Source organism: Pseudidiomarina homiensis (genome assembly GCF_003987225.1).
Lineage (GTDB): Bacteria > Pseudomonadota > Gammaproteobacteria > Enterobacterales > Alteromonadaceae > Pseudidiomarina > Pseudidiomarina homiensis.
Map to the genome: position 1 here is coordinate 638,696 of NZ_PIPX01000001.1, position 21,308 is coordinate 660,003.

Annotated in this window: 20 protein-coding genes; 1 reads left to right on the forward strand and 19 read right to left on the reverse strand. The window is 48.3% G+C overall.

The window, feature by feature from the left end; translation table 11 throughout:
* Window positions 1-7 precede the first annotated feature (7 nt).
* From CWI70_RS03000 to rluC, 7 genes are read right to left on the reverse strand one after another with little or no spacing between them, the layout of a single operon-like run.
* A complete protein-coding gene (locus CWI70_RS03000; RefSeq protein ID WP_126770432.1) occupies window positions 8-976 on the reverse strand; it encodes a beta-ketoacyl-ACP synthase III in 969 nt (322 codons plus the stop codon).
* Window positions 977-983: 7 nt separating this feature from the next.
* Window positions 984-2,009, reverse strand: a complete 1,026-nt coding sequence (plsX, locus tag CWI70_RS03005) for a phosphate acyltransferase PlsX (protein WP_126770434.1) — start codon at window positions 2,007-2,009, stop codon at window positions 984-986.
* A gap of 21 nt (window positions 2,010-2,030) precedes the next feature.
* Complete coding sequence (gene rpmF / locus CWI70_RS03010; RefSeq protein ID WP_126770436.1) at window positions 2,031-2,201, reverse strand: 50S ribosomal protein L32; 171 nt, start codon at window positions 2,199-2,201, stop codon at window positions 2,031-2,033.
* A gap of 19 nt (window positions 2,202-2,220) precedes the next feature.
* Window positions 2,221-2,745, reverse strand: a complete 525-nt coding sequence (yceD, locus tag CWI70_RS03015) for a 23S rRNA accumulation protein YceD (RefSeq protein WP_126770437.1) — start codon at window positions 2,743-2,745, stop codon at window positions 2,221-2,223.
* 45 nt (window positions 2,746-2,790) lie between these two features.
* Window positions 2,791-3,378, reverse strand: a complete 588-nt coding sequence (locus tag CWI70_RS03020) for a Maf family protein (RefSeq protein ID WP_126770439.1) — start codon at window positions 3,376-3,378, stop codon at window positions 2,791-2,793.
* Entirely contained in the window at window positions 3,375-4,049 is a 675-nt protein-coding gene (locus tag CWI70_RS03025) for an HAD-IA family hydrolase (RefSeq protein ID WP_241967809.1), read from the reverse strand. Before CWI70_RS03025 ends, CWI70_RS03020 begins: the two co-directional genes overlap by 4 nt.
* Before the next feature lie 6 nt (window positions 4,050-4,055).
* Entirely contained in the window at window positions 4,056-5,045 is a 990-nt protein-coding gene (gene rluC / locus CWI70_RS03030) for a 23S rRNA pseudouridine(955/2504/2580) synthase RluC (protein ID WP_126770441.1), read from the reverse strand.
* Between the two features lie 512 nt (window positions 5,046-5,557).
* Here rluC and rne point away from each other — a divergent pair.
* The gene (gene rne / locus CWI70_RS03035; protein WP_126770443.1) at window positions 5,558-8,638 is read left to right on the forward strand and encodes a ribonuclease E; all 3,081 of its coding nucleotides are present in this window, start codon (window positions 5,558-5,560) and stop codon (window positions 8,636-8,638) included.
* A gap of 93 nt (window positions 8,639-8,731) precedes the next feature.
* Here rne and CWI70_RS03040 read toward each other — a convergent pair whose 3' ends face one another.
* The 12 genes from CWI70_RS03040 to pspA all read right to left on the reverse strand — a co-directional run bounded on the left by CWI70_RS03040 (window position 8,732) and on the right by pspA (window position 21,106).
* Window positions 8,732-11,206 (reverse strand): S9 family peptidase, encoded by a 2,475-nt coding sequence (locus tag CWI70_RS03040; RefSeq protein ID WP_126770444.1) that lies wholly within the window; start codon window positions 11,204-11,206, stop codon window positions 8,732-8,734.
* Between the two features lie 102 nt (window positions 11,207-11,308).
* Window positions 11,309-11,950: a maleylacetoacetate isomerase gene (maiA, locus tag CWI70_RS03045; RefSeq protein WP_126770446.1), complete on the reverse strand. Its 642-nt coding sequence runs from the start codon at window positions 11,948-11,950 to the stop codon at window positions 11,309-11,311.
* A 24-nt stretch (window positions 11,951-11,974) separates the two neighbouring features.
* Window positions 11,975-12,994, reverse strand: coding sequence for a fumarylacetoacetate hydrolase family protein (locus CWI70_RS03050; RefSeq protein ID WP_126770448.1), 1,020 nt, complete (start codon window positions 12,992-12,994; stop codon window positions 11,975-11,977).
* A gap of 3 nt (window positions 12,995-12,997) precedes the next feature.
* Window positions 12,998-14,143, reverse strand: coding sequence for a homogentisate 1,2-dioxygenase (locus CWI70_RS03055; protein WP_126770450.1), 1,146 nt, complete (start codon window positions 14,141-14,143; stop codon window positions 12,998-13,000).
* On the reverse strand, window positions 14,136-15,212 hold the full coding sequence (hppD, locus tag CWI70_RS03060; RefSeq protein ID WP_126770451.1) for a 4-hydroxyphenylpyruvate dioxygenase: 1,077 nt from the start codon (window positions 15,210-15,212) through the stop codon (window positions 14,136-14,138). Before hppD ends, CWI70_RS03055 begins: the two co-directional genes overlap by 8 nt.
* A gap of 247 nt (window positions 15,213-15,459) precedes the next feature.
* The gene (tyrR, locus tag CWI70_RS03065; RefSeq protein ID WP_126770453.1) at window positions 15,460-17,031 is read right to left on the reverse strand and encodes a transcriptional regulator TyrR; all 1,572 of its coding nucleotides are present in this window, start codon (window positions 17,029-17,031) and stop codon (window positions 15,460-15,462) included.
* 107 nt (window positions 17,032-17,138) lie between these two features.
* Window positions 17,139-17,483: a 4a-hydroxytetrahydrobiopterin dehydratase gene (locus CWI70_RS03070; protein WP_126770455.1), complete on the reverse strand. Its 345-nt coding sequence runs from the start codon at window positions 17,481-17,483 to the stop codon at window positions 17,139-17,141.
* 45 nt (window positions 17,484-17,528) lie between these two features.
* Window positions 17,529-18,323, reverse strand: a complete 795-nt coding sequence (phhA, locus tag CWI70_RS03075; RefSeq protein WP_126770457.1) for a phenylalanine 4-monooxygenase — start codon at window positions 18,321-18,323, stop codon at window positions 17,529-17,531.
* On the reverse strand, window positions 18,316-19,566 hold the full coding sequence (gene megL, locus CWI70_RS03080) for a methionine gamma-lyase (protein ID WP_126770459.1): 1,251 nt from the start codon (window positions 19,564-19,566) through the stop codon (window positions 18,316-18,318). The genes phhA and megL overlap by 8 nt, the downstream gene beginning before the upstream one ends.
* Window positions 19,567-19,710: 144 nt before the next feature.
* Window positions 19,711-20,112, reverse strand: coding sequence for an envelope stress response membrane protein PspC (gene pspC / locus CWI70_RS03085; RefSeq protein WP_126770460.1), 402 nt, complete (start codon window positions 20,110-20,112; stop codon window positions 19,711-19,713).
* On the reverse strand, window positions 20,109-20,348 hold the full coding sequence (gene pspB / locus CWI70_RS03090) for an envelope stress response membrane protein PspB (RefSeq protein ID WP_126770462.1): 240 nt from the start codon (window positions 20,346-20,348) through the stop codon (window positions 20,109-20,111). The genes pspC and pspB overlap by 4 nt, the downstream gene beginning before the upstream one ends.
* A gap of 86 nt (window positions 20,349-20,434) precedes the next feature.
* Window positions 20,435-21,106 carry a phage shock protein PspA gene (gene pspA, locus CWI70_RS03095; protein WP_126770464.1) on the reverse strand — a complete coding sequence of 224 codons (672 nt, stop codon included), beginning with the start codon at window positions 21,104-21,106 and terminating at the stop codon, window positions 20,435-20,437.
* Between the last annotated feature and the right edge of the window lie 202 nt (window positions 21,107-21,308).

A 21,308-nucleotide genomic window follows, 5' to 3' on the forward strand; every position in this document is an offset into this window, starting at 1 on the left:
TTCCTTGCTAATAATTGATAAGTGCTGAACCCCAAGCGAATCCACCGCCAAAGGCTTCCAGCAATAAATTTTGTCCGCGCTTAATACGCCCATCGCGAATGGCAACATCGAGTGCAATGGGTACTGATGCTGCCGACGTATTACCAGTGTCTTCTAGTGTTGTGATCACTTGTGACATCGGCATTTTTAGTTTTTTTGCGGTGGCTTTAATGATGCGCAGGTTTGCTTGATGTGGCACCAGCCAATCCAAATCGCTAGGCGACATATTATTTGCCGCCAAGGTTTCACTGACTAACGAACTGAGTTTACTTACCGCAACTTTGAATACCTCATTGCCCTTCATATACATCCAAGCTTCGCTCAACGCTTCAGCACTTTCGTCACTATGTCGTTGTACGTGATTCACGCCCAATAAGTCAGCAAACTCGCCAGCACTATACAGGTGTGTTGATAAAATTCCCGGTTCTGTGCTCGCTTGCAGTACAGCTGCGCCGGCGCCATCACCAAACAAAATGATGGTATTGCGATCATCTGGGCGACACAAGCGTGATAGTACATCGGTACCAATCACCAATACATTTTTATAAGTGCCACTGCGGATGTATTGATCTGCAACACTCATGGCAAATAAAAAACCTGAGCAGGCAGCGGCAACGTCAAACGCTGGAATATTTTGTTCGGTTAAAGCTGCCTGAATCTCGCAAGCAACACTTGGGAAAGCCCGATCATTAGAGGTCGTCGCCACGACGATAAGGTCAATGTCTTCAATCGGCAGATGAGCAGCTTGAAGTGCCTCTCGTGCGGCAGCAACACCCATGGTTACCGCATTTTCACTGGCACTTGCGATATGGCGTTGATGAATACCAGTACGCTCAACAATCCATTCGTGACTCGTATCAACACGTTGCTCAAGCATAGCGTTGGTCAGGCACTGTGCGGGAAGATAGTGCCCAGTTCCTGCAATTCTTGCAAACATATGAACCTTATTCTTGCTCTAAGAGAACTTTTTCCACCTGATCACGAATACGTGTCGGGAGGTCCTGTTGCGTCTCTTCCACGGCTTGCTCGATCGCACTTAAAAATGCTTTCGCATTCGCATCACCATGACTTTTTATAACAACGCCCCGCAATCCTATCAAACTTGCGCCATTATAGTGGTCGGGCTTCAGCCAGTCCCACGAACGTTGCAACCGATGGTAGAAAAGTTTTACAAACCAGCGCGTTAGCCAGTGAGCGTTGATATTAGCTCGAATATTGTTCAGTAGCAGTTCGGCAAGTCCTTCGCAGCTCTTCAGCGCTATATTGCCGACAAAACCGTCACAAACAATGACGTCTGCTTTGTCTGCGAACAGGTCATCGCCTTCAATGAAGCCAATATAGTTAATCGAATTGGATTGCTGGAATAACTGCGCGGTCGACTTCACGACATCATTGCCTTTAATGTCCTCCTCGCCCATATTCAGCAGCGCAACACGCGGGTTTTCAATACCAAGCACTTCACGCGCGGCGACCGCCCCCATGATGCCAAACTGAAATAAAGTATCGGAATCACAAACTGGATTTGCACCAAGGTCGAGTAAAAATGCGCTTTGTCCAGAAGCTTGCGGAATCGCCGACATTAGCGCCGGACGCAACACGCCAGGTAAGGTTTTCAGCGAGAAGTAAGCCTTTGTCATTAAGGCACCGGTATTACCAGCACTTACACAGGCTGCAGCTTGCTCAGTTGCAATGAGTTCGAGTGCGACACGCATTGACGAATCAGGTTTAGCGCGCAACGAGTAACCAGGTTTATCGGTCATGGTAACGGTTTGACTGGCATGTTGCAGTGTCACACGTTCATGTTCGAGAAGGTTTTTTGCTTGTAAGAGAGGTTTGAGTTCGGCTTCATCGCCGACCACAATGAAGTGATGTTGAGGGAATAGTTGTAACGCATCATGCAATGCGTCAATAACAATAGAGGGGCCATGATCGCCCCCCATTGCATCAAGTACCAGTGTCAGTGCGGCCATTGCCTCACTTCCGATTCTGGATTACTTGTTTACGACTTTACGGCCTTTATAGAAACCGTCAGCTGTTACGTGGTGACGACGATGCGTTTCACCAGAGGTAGAGTCAACCGACAGTGTAGGGCCGCTCAGTGCATCGTGAGAACGACGCATGTCGCGCTTTGAACGCGTTTTCCGATTCTGTTGTACAGCCATTTTACGCTATCTCCTAAGTTTATTTACGCTTTAACTCTTGCAATACGGCGAAAGGATTTTCCTTATCGCTAGGAGCATCATCAATTTTGCCCCATTGCATTGCATTACTATCTACCCGACATTCGCGCTCGTCGTGTTTGACCACCACAGGCATTGCCAATATCAGCTCATCTTCAATAATTCGATGCAGTTGGATCTCACCAAGCTCATCTAACTCTATGGCTTCGTAATCACTCGGCATATCGGTGGCCGTTTGGCGTTTGGTCACTGGAGCATAAGCAAAGTTACTCTCCAGAGCGACCACCATCGGGTCACCACAGCGCTCGCAAGCAACCGTGACTGAGACCGTGGCGTGCCCTTTCATGTGCTTGATGTTTTGCTCATCTTGATCAAACTCAAGTTCGGCATCTACATCTGCACAGGGCTCTACCAAAAGCTCTTGTAAACGTGTCATCGACTTACCTGGAACTAAGCCCACGTAACTCAATTGTTTACCGGCACTTTTGACCGGATCGACCGAAATAGGAATACGAACCTTCTGCATAGGGCGCGAATGTTAAAGGATTCAGCGCCCGAAAACAAGTGATTTTCAGCTTTTTATCAAGGGATTCATGCCCCACTCACGCAGCATCGCGAGCAGTTTAATGAGCGGTAAACCGATCAAACTATTTGGGTCATCGCCATGCAACCGCTCAAACAAGCTAATCCCTAATCCCTCACTCTTAAAGCTCCCTGCACAATTAAACGGTTGCTCAAGCGCAACGTAACCCTTAATTTCTGCATCGGTTAAGTTGCGAAAGTGAACTTCGAAAGGTTCCACGCAACTTTGCAGGCGTTGCTGCGCACTATCGTAGACAGCGAGTCCCGTATAAAACGTCACTATCTTGCCGCGCGCCGCCGTTAACTGTTTAATCGCGTTCGCTTCATTGCCAGGCTTACCCAAAATGCTCCCGTCGACCACCGCGACTTGATCAGAACCTACCAAAAAATGCGACGGATACTGTTCCGCCAACGCCTTGGCTTTTGCCACTGCTAAACGCTCAACTAACTCCGGCGCAGTTTCATTTTCGTGCGCTGTTTCATCAGTGTGTGGTGCCGCGCAAATAAATTCGGATACCACTTTTTCTAGTAACATACGTCGATAAGGTGAGGTCGACGCTAATACGAGCTTGGTCATACCCTACTCCTCACATTCTGTTCGTCTAAATAGGCAAGTAACTGCGACCAGTCGCTCAAAATGTGGCGCGGCTGGTAAGGTAACAGTTGCGCACTGCTATGAGCCCCAAAATCAACGCCCAAAGCATCAACACCTGCGGCTTGGGCCATTTTTAAATCATGGATCGAATCGCCAATCATCAAGGTTGCTGCCGCTGACACGCCTGTGCATGCCATAATTTCGTGAAGCATATGAGGCTCAGGCTTTGAACGGGTTTCATCGGCGCAACGCGTTACGCTAAAGAAATCTTGCAGTTCGCTCTCTACTAACACTCGGTCCAAGCCTCGTCTGGCTTTACCCGTAGCCACCGCAAGTTGGTAGCCGCGCTGACTGAGCTCAGTCAACATGGAGCGCACCCCAGTGAAAAGCGGGGTCGGTGTTGTATCTAACTCAACATACTGATCGCGATAAACCTGTAAAAACCGCTCATAATCTGCTGTTGAAAGGTTGCCAAATAAGCGTCCAATGGCGGGCTCCAGGCTTAAACCAATAATGTCGCGCACCGCTTCCGCAAGTGGGACTGGCAACTGCAAAGCTTTTGCGGTAGCCTGCATCGAAGAAACAATGCGGCCGATGGAGTCCATTAAAGTGCCATCCCAATCAAAAATAATGAGTTGGTAATCTTTCGCCACTTTTCACTAGCTCCCGAGCTTACGCACTGCTTTTTCAGCTAGACCTAATCCTTGCAGCGCTTTTTGCAGTATTGCATCGAGCGGTGCATTTACCGTAATCGTTTTACCGGTCTGCGGGTGCTGAAAACTTAATTGATGCGCATGCAAAAACAGTCGATTGAGCCCTAAGTCATGCATCGCACTATCGAATACGCGATCGCCATATTTGTCATCACATGCGATGGGATGCCCAGCTTGTAACGCATGAACACGAATCTGGTGGGTTCGCCCTGTGATAGGAGAAGCTTCAACAAGGCTACATTGCGCAAACGAGTGCAACACCCTAAATCTTGTTTCAGATGGTTTGCCAGTGGCATCAACGCGTACAATGCGCTCACCAGACTTTAAGGTGTTCTTTTGCAGCGGTGCAGCAATAAGTTTTACATGCGCTTGCCATTGCCCTCGCACTAAAGCTAGGTAACGCTTATCCATAGTCTTCGAGCGTAATTGCTCATGCAGTGCACGAAGCGCTGAGCGACGCTTGGACACCAAAATACAACCACTTGTTTCGCGGTCTAAACGATGCACCAACTCCAAGTGTTTCGCGTCCGGTCGTAATGCGCGCAAGCTCTCGATGAGTCCAAACTGCAATCCCGATCCACCATGAACCGCAAGTCCTGCTGGCTTATTCAAAACCATAAGTACATCATCTTCGTAGAGCACTTGGTTGTTCAGCGCTTGAACTTGCTCAAGGTTGGCCGACGGCAATGGGTTGCGTTCCGCCACTCGGACTGGCGGGATCCTTACTTCGTCACCAGCGCGTAAACGGTAATCTGGCTTTGCCCGTTTTTTATTCACGCGCACTTCGCCCTTGCGTAAAATGCGATACACCAACGACTTGGGCACGCCTTTTAGTTGCGCAAGCAAAAAGTTATCAATACGCTGCTCGGCGTAATCCGCCTCGATCTTAACCAAGCGCACTTTGTGTTGAATTGTGTTTTCAGGGGTCTCTTTCATAGGCGCTATATTAACATTTTGATTTTCACCTGACTGCTCTTTTTGCTTACTTTAATTTAGCTTGTACTGTAGTTCGGTTTCGTGGGATAATAGGGCTTCCGGAAAAGCCGCACCGGAGCAAAAAGATGAAGCGGTTCGCGAGCTGATAACAGCCTAGTACGCGAGAGAACAAACAAAAAATTAGTTGTGGCTTGGCGCAAAGCTATTTATAGCAACACAACCTCCACTTCACGATACAAAGGTAAGAAATTGTCCTTTGAGATCCTGATGGCATGGAACTGAAACAGACCAAGCCACGTCATGTTAACGCATATTTGCGACAACACGGTACGAACACAAGCGTATTTCGGCTTGGTAACCAATTGCGTACCTCACGTGAGTGTTAAAGAACACCACGGGAGGTGTCATTCTACGCTGCGATAGCGCGATGGCAGTCTACAATTCAATCTCGAAATAGCGACGGCGAGAACGCCCTCGTACTGTGTTGTGGCACGAAAATAAGAGTCACAACCATGAAAAGAATGTTGATCAACGCAACACAGCAAGAAGAGCTACGTGTTGCTTTGGTGGACGGACAACGATTGTACGATTTAGACATCGAAAGTCCGGGCCACGAACAAAAGAAAGCGAATATCTATAAGGGTAAAATTACCCGTATCGAACCAAGTCTTGAAGCTGCATTTGTTGATTACGGCGCTGAGCGTCACGGCTTTTTACCTCTCAAAGAAATCGCTAAAACCTACTTCCCTAAAGGCTACACATTCTCTGGCCGTCCCAACATCAAAGACGTTGTTTCCGAAGGCCAAGAAGTTATTGTGCAAATCGATAAAGAAGAGCGCGGCCAAAAAGGCGCTGCGCTAACCACCTTTATCTCTTTGGCCGGTAGCTATTTAGTACTCATGCCCAACAACCCTCGGGCTGGCGGTATCTCACGCCGGATTGAAGGCGATGAGCGCACAGAACTCAAAGAAGCCATGAAGGATTTGCAGCTTCCTGACGGTATGGGCTTAATTGTCCGTACTGCCGGCGTAGGTAAGTCAGCAGAAGAGCTCGAGTGGGATCTTAATGTTCTTGTCCATCACTGGAGTGCAATTGAAAAAGCTGCGGGCGAACGCCCTGCTCCTTTCCTTATTCATCAAGAAAGCAATGTGGTATTCCGTGCGATTCGGGATTACTTACGTCGCGATATTGGTGAAGTCCTTATTGATAATCCAAAGGTCTTCGAACAAGTTCGTGATCACGTAACGTTAATTCGTCCGGACTTCGTTAATCGCGTAAAAACCTATCAAGGTGACGTCCCGCTATTTAACCACTATCAAGTGGAAAGCCAAATTGAATCGGCCTTCCAACGTGAAGTGCGTTTACCTTCAGGTGGCTCTATTGTTATCGATCCAACAGAAGCACTGACTTCGATTGATATCAACTCGGCGCGCGCGACGAAAGGCGGCGACATCGAAGAAACGGCTTTCCAGACCAATTTAGAAGCTGCTGAAGAGATCGCACGTCAGTTACGTTTACGCGATGTTGGCGGCTTGGTCGTCATCGATTTTATCGATATGACGCCAGTCAAACACCAACGTGAAGTTGAAAATCGCTTACGTGACAGCTTGAAACAAGACCGTGCGCGTATCCAAGTGGCTCGTATTTCGCGCTTCGGCTTACTTGAAATGTCGCGTCAACGTTTACGCCCATCGTTAGGTGAGTCATCGAACCACGTGTGTCCGCGTTGTAATGGTCATGGCACTATTCGTTCAGCGGAATCATTGGCGCTCTCTATTCTTCGTCTCATCGAAGAAGAAGCACTGAAAGATAATACCATTCAAGTTCAAGCTCAGGTTCCAGTAACCGTAGCAACCTACTTGTTAAACGAGAAACGTAGTTCGATTAACGACATCGAAAAACGTCACTCGGTTTCTGTTTTGGTTATTCCAAACCAACATCTAGAAACACCACATTTTGACGTTAAGCGCTTGCGTAACGATGAAGTCGATGAAGCCAATAGCTTCAAGCTCATCGAGAAGCCGGAAGACACCTCAACCGAAGTGGTATTGAATAAAGACAAGCCAAGCTTCGAAGAACCAGCGCTAAAAGGCCTACAAGCTCCTGCAGCACCAACCCCAGCGCCTGCGGCCAAACCAAAAGCCGCTGGCCCATCGTTGTTGCATCGCTTGGGTAAATGGTTGAGCTCGCTATTTGGTGACGATGACGAAGAGCAAGAAAAGAAAAAACAACAGCAACAACGTTCGTCTCGTGAACGCTCTAATAATCGTCGCGGAGGCCGTAACAATCAGCGCGGTAATAACCGCCGTCGTGGTAATAACCGTCAGCGTACCCGTGACGATGACAAGAAAACTGACGACAAAACTGACAACACCAAAACCAATGACAAAGACGCTGCTACTGAACAGAAGCAGGAGCGTGGTCAACGTCGCGGTGGTCGTGGTCGCGGTCGTGGTCGCCAAAATGCGAACGCTCCAAAGCAAGATCAAGCAGCTACACAAACTGAAACTGCTGATAACAAAGCGGAAGACAAAGCTTCAGCTCCAACTAAAGAAGCAGCGCCTAAGCCACGTCGACAGCGGCGTAAACTAGAAAAGTCGGTGCGTGTTGGCAAAGAGGATAAAGCTCCGCAAACTGTCGACGGCGATGAAGCTAAAGCCGACAGCGCGAAGCCTGCCGAGCAGGCGCAAGCGAAGAAAGCTGAAGCCAAGCCAAAAGCTAAAGCTGCTGATAGCCAAGCTGAAGAACAGCTGACAAGCGAAACCATCGCCGCTGAAGAGGCTGTATCTGACGAAAATAAAGACAACAGCGAGAAGCGCGAAGGTCGCAATCGTTCACGCCGTAGTCCTCGTCATCAACGCGCAGCCGGACAACGCCGAAAAGAGGAAAAAGCAGCAGAGTCGACAGCATCAGAAAGTAATACGGATGCTGATAATGAAGATGCGGTGCAAACTGAGCTATCACTCACAGAACCAAGCGAAAATTCTGCAACCGAGGGATCAGCGCCAGACAGCTCAACAACAGACAGCTCAACAACAGAAAACTCAGCAACTGATGAGCCGCAAAAAGAAAACGCTGATGCTCAAGCTACAACCGCAGAAACAACACCAGCTGAGGTAACATCATCAGCAGATGAAAAGCCTGTCGAGGAGCCAGCTACAGCGACAAGTCCAACTGAGGAAGTTGAAGCTCCAGCGGCGACCGCACGAGTAGAAACTTCGACCGAAGAAGCGGTAGAAGTCGAAGCTTCACCTGAATCGGTAAAAGCGGACAACGAGCAAAAAGTAGCAGCCGAGCAACCTGCAGAACAACCTGCGGAGAGTCCTGCGGAGAGTCTTGCAGAGAGCTCTGCGGAAAAGCCAGAAGTACAGGCCGACAAGCCAGCTGTACGTCGGAGTAAGGTCAAAGGCAAAGTCGTTTCTGCACCAATGGCTAAAGCCACTGCGGAAGCCCGTAGCGATGCTTTCACCCCGCTCTCGGTAGCTGATGATAGCCGCCGCGCTGGTATTCAGAAAGCAAGTTGGGTTGCGAGTTTCAGTCAAGCACGTTCGATAGCACGAGCAGAAATGACGAAGTGCTCGCCTAACGCATAAGCGAAGCCCTTAAAACAATCTTAAAACAATAAAAGCCGGACAGTGTCGCCACTGCCCGGCTTTTTTATTTTCCTTTTTAGGTCCACTCTGGAGTTATTTTAAGTTCTCTTCAAATAACTTAAAAATACGGCGGTATTCATCTAACCAACTCGAAGGCTGACGGAAACCGTGCGGCTCGACAGGAAAAATAGCCGTTTCAAAGTCTTCTTTTTCATGTTCAATCAGACGCTGAACCAAGCGCACGCTATCTTGGAAGAAGACGTTATCATCCACCATAGGTGAATTGATCAACAATGCATCTTCTAAGCCTTCGGTAAAGTAAATAGGCGAGCTACGGCGATACGCAATCGGGTCATTGCTTGGCAAGTTCAAAATATTCGAAGTATAACCCGTGTTGTAATGTGCCCAATCGGATACCGGACGCAACGCTGCACCCGCTTTAAATAAGCCTGGTTCATTGAAAAGTGCCATGAACGTCAAGAAACCACCGTACGAACCACCATAAGTCCCCATACGCTCGGTATCGACATTCGTGTTCTCACCAGCCCATTTAACGACATCGACAAGGTCTTCAACTTCAGGCGTGCCCATCTGACGGTAAATCGCTGTCCGCCAATCACGTCCATAACCTTTCGAGCCACGGTAATCGAGGTCGAATACCACATAGCCTTGTTGATTTAAGTACGTATGGAACATGAACTCGCGTTGATAGCCTGACCAACCGGCATGCGCGTTCTGCAAGTAGCCAGCGCCATGAATAAATACCACCGCTGGATACTGCTCGGCACGTTCGGCATCATAACCTTCCGGATAATAAACCCGCGTGTAAATAGGTTCATCAACATGGCTCGAAGGCACTGGCACAATTTCCGGAACCGTCCAATCGAAACCCTGGAACTGTTCTGTCACAGTAGTTGTTAAACGCTCAGCTTCGGCAGCACCGCCTAGCGCAACACTATAGAGTTCGCTCGGCTGTAATGCACTTGAATAACTAAAGAGAACATTGTCACGATTCGGGCTAAGGCTAAACGACTCAACGATACCATCGAGATCAGTGAGGGCTTCCACTTCACCACCGGTCAAGTCAACACGGTACAACTCATAAATACCTGGATGTTCTTTGTTGGCGGTAAAATACAAACTTTGCGTAACAGGATCAGCGAATGGGTTTTCCGTTACAAACTTACCAGAAGTGAGTTGGTTTTGTTCCCCGTCTAACTGTTTAGTATAGAGATGAGCATAGCCATCTTCTTCACTTTGGAACCAAATGGTGTCGGCACTACCTGGCACAAAACCAAATTCATTATGCGTATAGTTAATCCATGCTTCGTCATGCAAACGATGCTGATTTACCAACTGTTTACCGGCAAAATCAACTGAAGCGATCCAACGATCTTTGTTGTCCCATGCTTCGAGCATCACAACCGCATTTTCACCTTGTTCAGACCAACGAATGGCGCCACCCATCAAGGTAATTGGCCGCGGCTCTTGTTTACTCTCGTAGGTTTTACCCTCGGCAGCATGGTTCTCGGCTTTCACTTCAGCCAATACGTCTTCATTCCAACCTGGCAAGGTATTGTAGGTAAACTGGGTTTGCTCGCCGTTGGTCAAGTCAAGCATTAACACTTGGTGTTCAACTGGCTTCGCATCCGCTACACGACGGCGCACCGACTCGGCTTTTACCCGACCATCTTCAGCAACATAATTGGGCATAATGTCGCCGTCATCGCGCCAACTTTGTGGTGTTGTGATAGCAACAATCATCTTGTCACCTGCTGGCGACAAACTGGCAGCTACAATTTGCTTATTCTCACCAAGATAGAAAGGCTGTGGCGCTAAAGAGCTGTTGGCGCCGGCAAGCTGTTCACGTTGATCTGCTCGGTCTTGTCGGTCACGACGTTCTTTTTGTACGAACTTGATGAGATCAACTTGCTCTTGGGCAATAAAGTCTTTTGGTTCACTCACAGCTTCGGGTTCACTATGCGTTGCTAGTGTTACAAGCTGTTCAGTTAAGCCCGTTTGCACATGAACCGCATAAAAGTCATTACCTTCGCGATACGCCAAACGTCCATCGGTTAAAAACATCAACTGTGACTGTCGTGCTTCGTCACGGGTCAACTGGCGTGTTTCACCCTGCGCCAGATCACGAACAAAGACGTTCCCTTCAAAGGTATAGGCGAGAAGCGTGCGCTCGTTATTATAAACACCATCGTTGTAAGCATAGTTGTGCAGCTTTTCGAGCGGCACTTTATGCGCTTCTTCACCACCTAAAGGCAAGTGGTACCAATCGCTCACCACGCTACCTTCACGTTTTTGTTGGTACAGCACGCCGCTGCCGTCCGCCATCCAGTAGGCTGAACTTGGCGAACGCGCCACCCAGTCTTGGTCAGCCATGATTTGTTTAATGGTCAATTCCCCCTGCTCTGCCTGAGCTTGCACAGCAGGAGCTTGGAGTTCTAACGTCGTTGGAGCTTGCTGAGTTGAAGCAGAGCTCGCGTCAGGTTGTGTAGCTGCACAGGAAGCTGCAACAAAAGCAGCGAGCAGCGAAACGGCAAATTTTGTTTTCATTCGATGGTTCCCTGTAGTTAATTCAGGCTCATTAAACCAAAATGCCCAGCAACTTACGAGCTGGGCATTGATGGCATGCGATGAAGTTCTAATTTCTTGCGATCAGGCTTCGGCATCGGGTTGCTGGCTGGGGTGCGCCGCAGCCACAAAGGGTAACTCTAATAAACGCTCGTAAACTCCCATCAGCAACGGGTAGTCATCTAGTTTAATACCGAACCGTTGTGCGCTAAACACTTGCGGGACTAAACACACATCGGCCAAGCTAAAGGCATCGCCGACACAATACTTACCAGCGACTTCTTCGAGATTTTTCTCGAAGGCGGTGAAGCTCTCAGCAAACCAATGATCGAGCCAAGCTTGCTTTTGCGCATCACTCACGGCAAGTTCATTTTTCAAGTACTGCTGTACGCGTAAATTGATTAGCGGTTGCAATTCACTCGATAAATCAAGTGCTAACGCGCGAATCGCTCCACGTTGCTGTGGCGTCCCAGGTAGCAGACTTGGCTCAGGGTACTTGTCTTCAAGATACTCAATAATAGCTATCGATTGATGCAAGATAACCTGACCATCTACCAACGTGGGAACGAGACCATTTGGATTGAGCTGCCGATAGGCACGCTGGTGCTGTTGCCCGCCATCTTTAAGCAGGTGAACAGGTAAATAGTTATACTCTAGCTCTTTAAAGTTGAGCGCGATACGCGTTCGATAACTGGCGCTAGAGCGCCAGTATCCATAGAGTTCCATATAGTCGACTCCGTTTCAGAAACGTTACTCAGGCTTATACTGTACGACCTTTTGGTCGATACTGCCAAAAATACTATTTCCGCCGGCGTCTTTCATTTCTATCTTGATGGTGTCACCAAACTGCATGAAGCCCGTTGTTGGTTTGCCATCGCGAATCGTTTCGATCATGCGAACCTCGGCAATACAGCTGTAGCCAACACCACCTTCACTGATGGCACTGCCGTGGTCGGTGCCCTGCTTATTCGACACGGTACCTGAACCAATGATCGCACCAGCACTTAAGTGACGTGTTTTGGCTGCGTGCGCTACCAATTGGGAGAAATCAAAGGTCATGTCTTCACCGGCATTTGGCTTACCGAAATCAGAGTTGTTATAGACACTTAGTAACGGCAGGTGCACTTTGTTATCGTGCCATGCATCACCTAATTCGTCGGGGGTCACCGCTACTGGTGAAAAAGCCGACGATGGTTTTGACTGGAAAAAGCCGAAACCTTTACCAAGTTCATTTGGGATCAAACCACGTAACGAAACATCGTTGACCAACATCAGTAAGCGGATGTACTGGCCAGCATCCTCGGCACTAACGCCCATCGGAACATCATCGGTAATAACCGCAACTTCGCCCTCAAAATCAATACCCCAAGCGGTATCCGCCATTTCGATATCATCTTTCGGCCCCAAGAAATCGTCTGAACCGCCTTGATACATCAGCGGGTCGGTCCAAAAACTTGGCGGCATTTCAGCGTTGCGTGCACGACGTACAAGTTCAACGTGGTTCACGTACGCACTACCATCAGCCCATTGATAGGCGCGCGGCAACGGTGATTCACAGAGGCTTTCATCAAATTCCACAGCATCGCTTAATTCACCGTTATTCAAAGCGGTGTAAGCCTTCTCAAGCTCAGGCGCAATGCCGTCCCAATCATCTAGAACTTCTTGTAAGGTCGCAGCCAAAGCTGGAACCGCAACAGCTTTCTTAAGATCACGACTGACCAACATCAGTTGACCATCGCGTGTACCATTTCGATAGGTTGCAAATTTCATAGATTATTTAGCCTTTTCGTCTTTTGCTTGCCAGCTGTACACATAGTCTGGGTTTTCAACCCCAGCACATACATCGCCCATGTCGAGCGGATTACGTGTATCAAGCATCACCGCAACTTCATCAGTGAATTTTTTGCGGTGCTCTAAGCCGGCTTGGAATGCTTTAGGATGCGGGCCATGAGTAAAGCCTGCCGGATGGAAGGTTACCATGCCTTTATCAATGTTATCACGACTAAAGAAGTCACCTTCGTGATAGAACAGTACTTCGTCGTAGTCATCATTGTTGTGATAGAACGGTACTTTCAATGCGCCCGGATCGGATTCAATGGGCCGTGGCACGAAAGTACATACAACAAAGCCATCAGCGACAAAGGTCGTGTGCGCTGAAGGCGGCAAGTGGTAACGATGACTCATTAACGGGCGTATATCGCGCCAATTAATCCGCACAGGGGCTAAGTCGCCATGCCAGCCAACGGCATCAAGAGGATTAAACGGGTAAGTAATCCGCGACACCTTGCCATGGCGTTTTACTTCAACACGCCACTCATCTTCGCTGTATTGTGCTTTGAACGCATCATCGATATCGGGCGTGTCTAAACATGCCGGATCAAAGATCGCATGATTCCCCACCAAGCCTTTTTCTGGCAACTGATAAGCACTATTGGTCGCCTCAATCATAACGATCTGAAGTGGTTCCAACGGCTCTAAGCGCCACGATGTCGAACGCGGGATACTGAAGTAGTCGCCTTTTTCTAAAGTTATATGGCCGTAGTCACAGAACAGCTCGGTGCGGCCCTCATGAATGAACAACAGCTCATCACCATCGGCATTTCGCACCAAAAAGTCCATTTTTTCACTGCAGTGCCAAATTCGAAATTTACACTGTGCATTGTGTAATAACAGCGGCACTTGCCATGGTGATTCTGTACCAACATTATCCAACTTATTAAAATCGAAGTTGCGCGGGCGTAAATCCCCTTCCCACTCGCTCCAACCCGTTGGGGCATGGCGATGATGAAAGTGCGTAGCCGGGCCAAAAAAACCACTACGCCCGACTTCACGTTCATAGATCGCCTGCTCCGGAAAGTCAGCGTGAGCTTGTTTAGAGCTCACTCCAACTTGCTTCGGAAAGCTGATCCATTTACGCATCGCTTAATACTCCTCGACGGATTTGATCTTCTTCGATCGACTCAAACAGCGCTTTAAAGTTACCTTCGCCGAAGCCTTCGTTACCCTTGCGTTGAATGATTTCAAAGAACACTGGACCAATTACGGTCTGGGTGAAGATTTGCAGTAAAATACCATCTTTCATCGGCGCGCCATCAATGAGAATTTGTAGTTCACGAAGCTCTTCAACGTTTTCTTCGTGACCTTCAACGCGCTCGTCGATTTTCTCGTAATAAGTATCAGGCGTTGGCATGAAATCCATACCAATTTTACGTAAGTCGCGCACGGTTTGATAAATATTGTCAGAGGTTAAAGCGATGTGTTGGATGCCTTCGCCTTTGTACTCACGTAAATATTCTTCGATCTGCGACTTATCGTCGTGTGATTCGTTAATTGGGATGCGGATTTTGCCACATGGAGCCGTCATCGCGCGGCTTAACAGGCCTGTAAGCTTACCTTCGATGTCGAAGTAACGGATTTCGCGGAAGTTACCGATACGTTCATAGAACCCAGCCCAGGTATCCATGTTACCGCGGAAAACATTGTGCGTAAGGTGGTCAACTTCGTACAAGCCTGCTGCGTGTTCACGCATTTTTTCTTTCCAGTTCTCGTAGAAGTCGAAATCATCAGCGTAGACACCCTGACCTTCGTACTTATCGATAAAATACAGCACGCTCTCACCAATACCATAAACCGCAGGAAACTCTGCTTCATTGGCGCCGAGTTGACGTTGGAATGGCTTAGCGCCATTTTCTACTGCATGTTCGAATGCGTGTTGGGCATCTTTCACACGCCACGCCATGCCGCATACGCTTGGGCCATGGTCTTTAGCGAACGCTTCAGCTTGACCACCAGATTCAGCGTTGATGATGAAATTAATGTCATTTTGCTTAAATAACCAAACTTCTTTGCTCTTGTGTTTCGCAACTTCTGTAAAACCGAGCTTATCGAAAAGATCTTTAAGTGCGGCGATACCTTCAGCATTAGGAGCGGTATACTCAACAAACTCAAAGCCGTCTGTTTGCAGTGGATTATAATTAATATCTGTCATTCTGTAGTCCTCGTTCTTGCGGCGGCATTCTTAGTGCGAATGCGACGAATGGTTTTGTAGTACCTAAGTTCTACTATGGGAAGGTCGGAAGTGCCAGTTACCAAGTGCAGATCACCCGAGGAGCGCGGTGGACACTTTTTGTAAAGGTTTTGATACAGATCAATTGTATTGTAGAAAGGTTATGCAAATCGACGAATGTAGTGTAGCTAAACACGTACATTCGCCGCTTCAATGCGTCAATAAATCTTTACTTGCTGGCAGGTTTACTGGTTTTTCGTCGTTGTTTACCAATCCCATAGTCACGCAGTTTATTGGCCACAGCGGTGTGCGATAAGCCTAGCTTTTTCGCAAGTTGCCGCGTGCTTGGGTAGCTCGGGTATAAACGTCGTAAAATCGTTGCTTCAAATTTTTTCACCGCCTCGTCTAGACTTCCTTCTTCAAGATCGACAGCGACATTCTCCTGCAGTGCTCCTGCTTCCGGTAAGTGCAGATCAGCCGCGCTTAAGCGCTCGCCTTCAAGCATCGAAACTGACCGAAATAAAACGTTTTCAAGCTGTCTAACATTACCTGGCCATTGGTAACGCTGCAGTAACTCGCGACAGTCTGGCGTTAGCAATACCAGACTACGGCCCAAACGTTGACAAGCCTGCAAGGTAAAATGATCTGCCAGTAGCGGAATATCGGTTTTGCGGTCACGCAACGGCGGCAGAGAAAGCGTCAGCACATTCAAGCGGTAATAGAGGTCTTCGCGGAAACTTCCGGCTTCAACACGCTCTAATAAATCATCACGGGCTGAACAAATAATACGAACATCAACGGTAACTTCTGCTTCTTCGCCAATTCGACGAAATTTACCGTCTTGAATAAAACGCAGTAGCTTTGCTTGCAAGCCGTTCGACATTTCACCGACTGCATCCAACAAAACTGTGCCACCATTCGCCTGTTCGAAAATCCCTTTTTTAGCTTCGGTATGTGGGCCCAAGCTCCCCATACCATGGCCAAACAACTCGCTTTCGGCCACATTATCGGGTAACGCTGCACAATTGACCGCTAAAAACGGCTGTTCGGCTCGCGGGCTTGCTTGGTGGCAGGCTCGGGCGAGCAATTCTTTTCCCACCCCGGTCTCGCCTTCAATAAGCAACGGCACGTTAAGTTCTGCCATGCGTCGCGCCTCTTTGATGAGCTTGCGCATGCTCGGATGTTCACCAAGCAGTTGATGAAATGCGTCGTGCTGGCCCGTACGTTGCCATTGCTGACTCAAAGGTTGTGGTTTACAGGTCAGCACGGCACCAGCAAAGCTCGTGCCGCCATGCTCATCCTTGACCCAAATCGGCATTAACTCGGCAAAGTATTTCGCGCCATTAACTGTCACTTGCGTGGTATGTGGTTCGGTCGGCTCGCGTTCCAACCAGCGTTGGACATTAAAGCCACTGAGCCACTGGGCTATTGGCGTACCCGGCAAATGCTGACGTGTATCAGAAAGCAATAACACTGCCGCATCATTCGCTATATCAATGGTACCTTTGGCATCAACCGATAACACCGGATCAGGAAGCTTGTTGAGTAGCAGGCTAAATTCAAAATGCTCACGTTCCGAGGGCATGAAGGCGACGGTTTTCACGTCCTTCACGTTCGGAATACGCCTAATCTCTGGCATCAAGTGCTGAAAGTCTTTAAATTCGAGCTCGGGAAAATTCAGAAATATTTTGCCTTTTGGGTCGACTTCGATACCGCGCAGATCTATTTCGCGGTCACGCAAAATCTGCAGCACATCTTGGCACAAGCCCAACCGATCATCACAGGTAATCTCGAGACGCATTGCTACTTCTTGTTGAAACGGAAAATGTAAAAAATAGTATACACAAAAAAGCCTCAACCCGTCACTAGGCTGAGGCTTTTTAACTTCAAATTTGCGCTTACACGGACTTATTCTGCGTCAAGCGCTGCATCCGTGCGGGCTGCCATAATGAAATCGTTTTTGTGTAAGCCATTAATCGCATGGGTCCACCAAGTTACCGTGACTTTACCCCACTCAGTGGTCAACGTCGGATGGTGGAACTCGGCTTCAGCAATGTCACCCACACGATTAGTGAAGGCCAACGCTTGCTTGAAGTTTTTGAACTTAAACACGCGCTCTAACTGCATCACGCCATCGCGACTCACAGGCGTCCATTCAGGAATTTCGCGCATTAATTCCGCGAGTTCCTCATCACTAACTTTTGGCGCCTCTGCATTACAGGCTTCACACTTTTGCTGTTTCAAATCAGACATTTATGACTCCAAATGGTCTTCAAAAAAGAGTTAATTGACGAACGACTAAGCGGCATCTTTCGGCGGAAACTTCGGCTCGAACAAGCCAAGTTCCATTGCTTCACGTACCAGCGCCATAATATCAAGATCTGCGATCTCAAAGAGTTTATCGGTAGATTCGATAGTGTAGTAGATCGGCTGCATGATATCGATGCGATAAGGTGTGCGTAAGGCATCAAGCGGCACCAGCGGCTTGCGCTCTGGCTTATCACTGTTAATCGCGTACTCTGTTTCGCCCGGTGACGACAAAATGCCGCCGCCGTAAATGCGTAGTCCATCAGCTGTTTTTAACAAGCCAAATTCGACAGTGAACCAGTAGAGCCGAGCCAAATAAACGCGCTCTTTCGGCGTTGCATCAAGTCCGAGTTTGCCATACTGATGCGTAAAATGCGCAAAAGCAGGGTTCGTCAACAACGGACAATGACCGAAAATCTCGTGAAAAATATCCGGTTCTTGTAAGTAATCAAACTCTTCCCGTGTACGAATAAAAGTCGCCACAGGAAATTGCTTATTGGCCAACAGTCGGAAAAACTCATCAAAAGGAATGAGCGCTGGAACCTGTGCGACCTGCCAACCAGTGGTGGCCTCTAATACTTGGTTAATCTCGTGCAACTGTGGGATGCGATCCTGCGGTAGATCAAGCAGTTCGAGACCATGTATATATTCATCACAGGCCTTACCCGGTATGTGTTTCAACTGGCGAGCAACCAAATCGCGCCATACCGCGTTCTCTTCGTCACTCCAGTCGATAATCCCATTTTCGTCTGGCTGGCGTGAAACGTATTGGCTTTGTTTACCCATAAGTCAAAGTTTCCCCTTGCTGTACTGTGTGTTCTGTCGTTTGTTGTTGTGCTTTTTTAAATGCTTGCGCTAAATCCGCAATAATATCTTCCACCGCTTCCAAACCCACCGAAATTCGTACTAATGTGTCGCTTATACCGGCCTTTGCGCGCGCTTCCGGTGTGTAGGGCGAATGTGTCATCGAGGCTGGGTGCTGAATTAAGGTTTCAGCGTCACCAAGACTCACGGCAATAGTAATCAATTCAAGGCTATCCAGTACCTGTCGAGCGCTAACAATGTCGCCCTTCAATTCAAAAGCAATCACCGCACCCGGACCATGCATTTGCGTACCCATTAAGCGTTGCGCTGGATGATCGGCAAGCCCAGGATAGTAAACGGTCCGAACTTGCGGATGCTGTTGCAAGTATTCTGCAACTTGCATGGCATTGCGACAATGTCGCTCCATTCGTACATCGAGTGTTTTAAGGCCACGCAAAATCAACCACGCATCATGCGGGCTCATTGTCGCCCCCATATCTTTGAGTGTGGTCATTTTAATCAGTTCAATATCTTCGGCGCTGCCGCATATGACCCCCGCAACCACATCACCGTGGCCGTTGAGGTACTTGGTCGCGCTGTGGATGACAATATCTGCACCCTGCTCACGCGGACGCTGCAACAGCGGAGTCATAAAGGTATTGTCGACAATGACTCGCGCTTGCTGGCGGTGTGCAATAGCGCTAACCGCAGCAATATCAATGATCTTCAAATGCGGATTCGCCGGAGTTTCAACGAAGACCATCTTGGTATTACTACGCATCGCTTGGGCAACGTTGTTGGCATCTGTCATATCCACAAAATCGACACTAATGCCAAACTTCGCGAACAAATGCGAAAAGAGCGCGAAACTACAACCGTAAATGGCATCAGCAACGACAACGTGGTCGCCCTGCTCCAAAAACGCCAACATTGTCGCTGAGACCGCCCCCATACCGGTTGCGCACGCAGCTCCAGCGGGGTAGCCCTCAAGTTGTGCGACGCGAGCTTCGAGCTCATCTGTAGTGGGGTTCCCTAAACGTGAATAGATATAGCCAGACTCTTCGCCAGCGAAACGCGCAGAACCCTGCGCCGTATTCGCAAATGAAAACGTCGCAGTTTGGTATAGCGGTGCAACCAAAGCGCCATGCTCATCCGGTTGTTTACCACCGTGAATGGTCATGGTCGCTGGCTGCCATTGCGGTTTGTCGTTATGGTTATTACGCATTGGCAGTTCTTCCTCCTCTCGTCGAGCACTTTGTCGACAATGCAAGAGTGCATGCTGCCCATGCGCAACGCAACTTGTCAGGGCGACGAAGTTGCGCTGCGGGTGTAACGCAAATTTTCCACTTGCGTCTTGAGCTGGATCAAATTAAAGGTTTTTAAGCTCGCGATCGACTTGGTATGCGTTTGAAGTAACGTAGCGTTCCATGGCCTGCAAGCGGCTTTCTAACTCACGGTACTCTTCATCAATATCGTGAAAAGCGCGGCGCGGCGCCTCGCCTGCTTGGTAAACGCGGGTTTTAACACCAACCGGCTTATGGCTATCAGTTGCTTGTGGTGCTGGCGTTTCATCCAAAATCATCCAGGCAGCGATGTAAAGAATGACCACAAAGCCATGACCAAAAATCACTGCAGTCACGACAATAATCCGCACTAACCATGCTTCAATATTGAAGTAGTTTGCGATACCGGCACAGACGCCGGCAACCTTGGCATTTGCTTTGTCACGCAACAGTTGTTTACGCGGCTTTTTGTCGTTGTCGTAACTCATTTGCGTTCTCTCCATGTTGGAGCGTCGGCATCAAGAATAGCTTCTAGCGTCTTGATGCGCTCGCGCATCTGTTCTGCTTTCTGGGCCAACTGCTGCAAATCTTGAATTTCTTCTTGCGACAAGCCCTGGCTAATTTTCTTTTTACTGCGGTAGTGCATGATGACCCAGATCGGTGCCACAAAAATCATGAACAAAATCAGGGGCACTGCAATCATCGGTACAAGTACATCGGCCATAATAAGGGTTCCCTATACTCACTTCTGGTCACTTCGCCGCTGGCGTACACCCGCAAACTGCGGGTGATGCCATGCCTGCGAATCAATTACTCAGCTTTTTTGTCTTTCTTAACACGAGCTTTCATTGCTTCAAGCTCATCAGAGATTTGGTCTTCACCTTCGAGCTCGGCAAATTCATCGCGTAAGCTCTTTTTACCCATATCATAGGCTTCAACCTGAGACTCTAAGTCATCAATTTTAGACTCATAGCGCTCGAAACGAAGCATAGCATCATCAATTTTGCCACTATCAATGCGCTTCTTCACTTCTAAACGGCTGCTCGCAGCGCGCTGACGCATGATGATGGTTTTTTGACGAGCTTTCGCGTCCGCAAGTTTCTCTTGCAACTGACCGACTTCTTCATTGAGCTTATTCAAGTGCTCATTGATGCGTTCGATGTCGCTCTCTAAGCTTGTCACTGCATCGTTAGCTTTGCGTTTTTCTACTAAAGCCAAACGCGCAAGGTCATCACGGTCTTTGCTCAAGGCAAGTTCCGCTTTCTTTTCCCACTCCGCTTGTTCGCTTTGGAAACGCCCCATCTGACGCTCAGTGTCTTTTTTCTCGGCAATCAAGCGCGCTGATGTAGAGCGCACTTCTACCAAGGTGTCTTCCATTTCTTGAATAATCAAACGAACCATCTTTTCCGGATCTTCTGCTTTATCCAAAATGGCGTTGATGTTCGAATTTACGATATCAGTAAAACGTGAAAAGATACCCATGTTCGTGTCCTCATCTTGTGATTCGAAACTGTTACTTTACGGTCACCAAAAATAATGCAGGTACCGTGCCAACTTTTTCAAATCGCATTAATTGGCTGATTTTTAGCTATTTATCGCCTTAAAGCAAATTTTTGTTTGACCCGCCACGGTTATCAAATACACTAATAATTAGTCAAATTTGCCACCATAAGCAGTTGCCAAC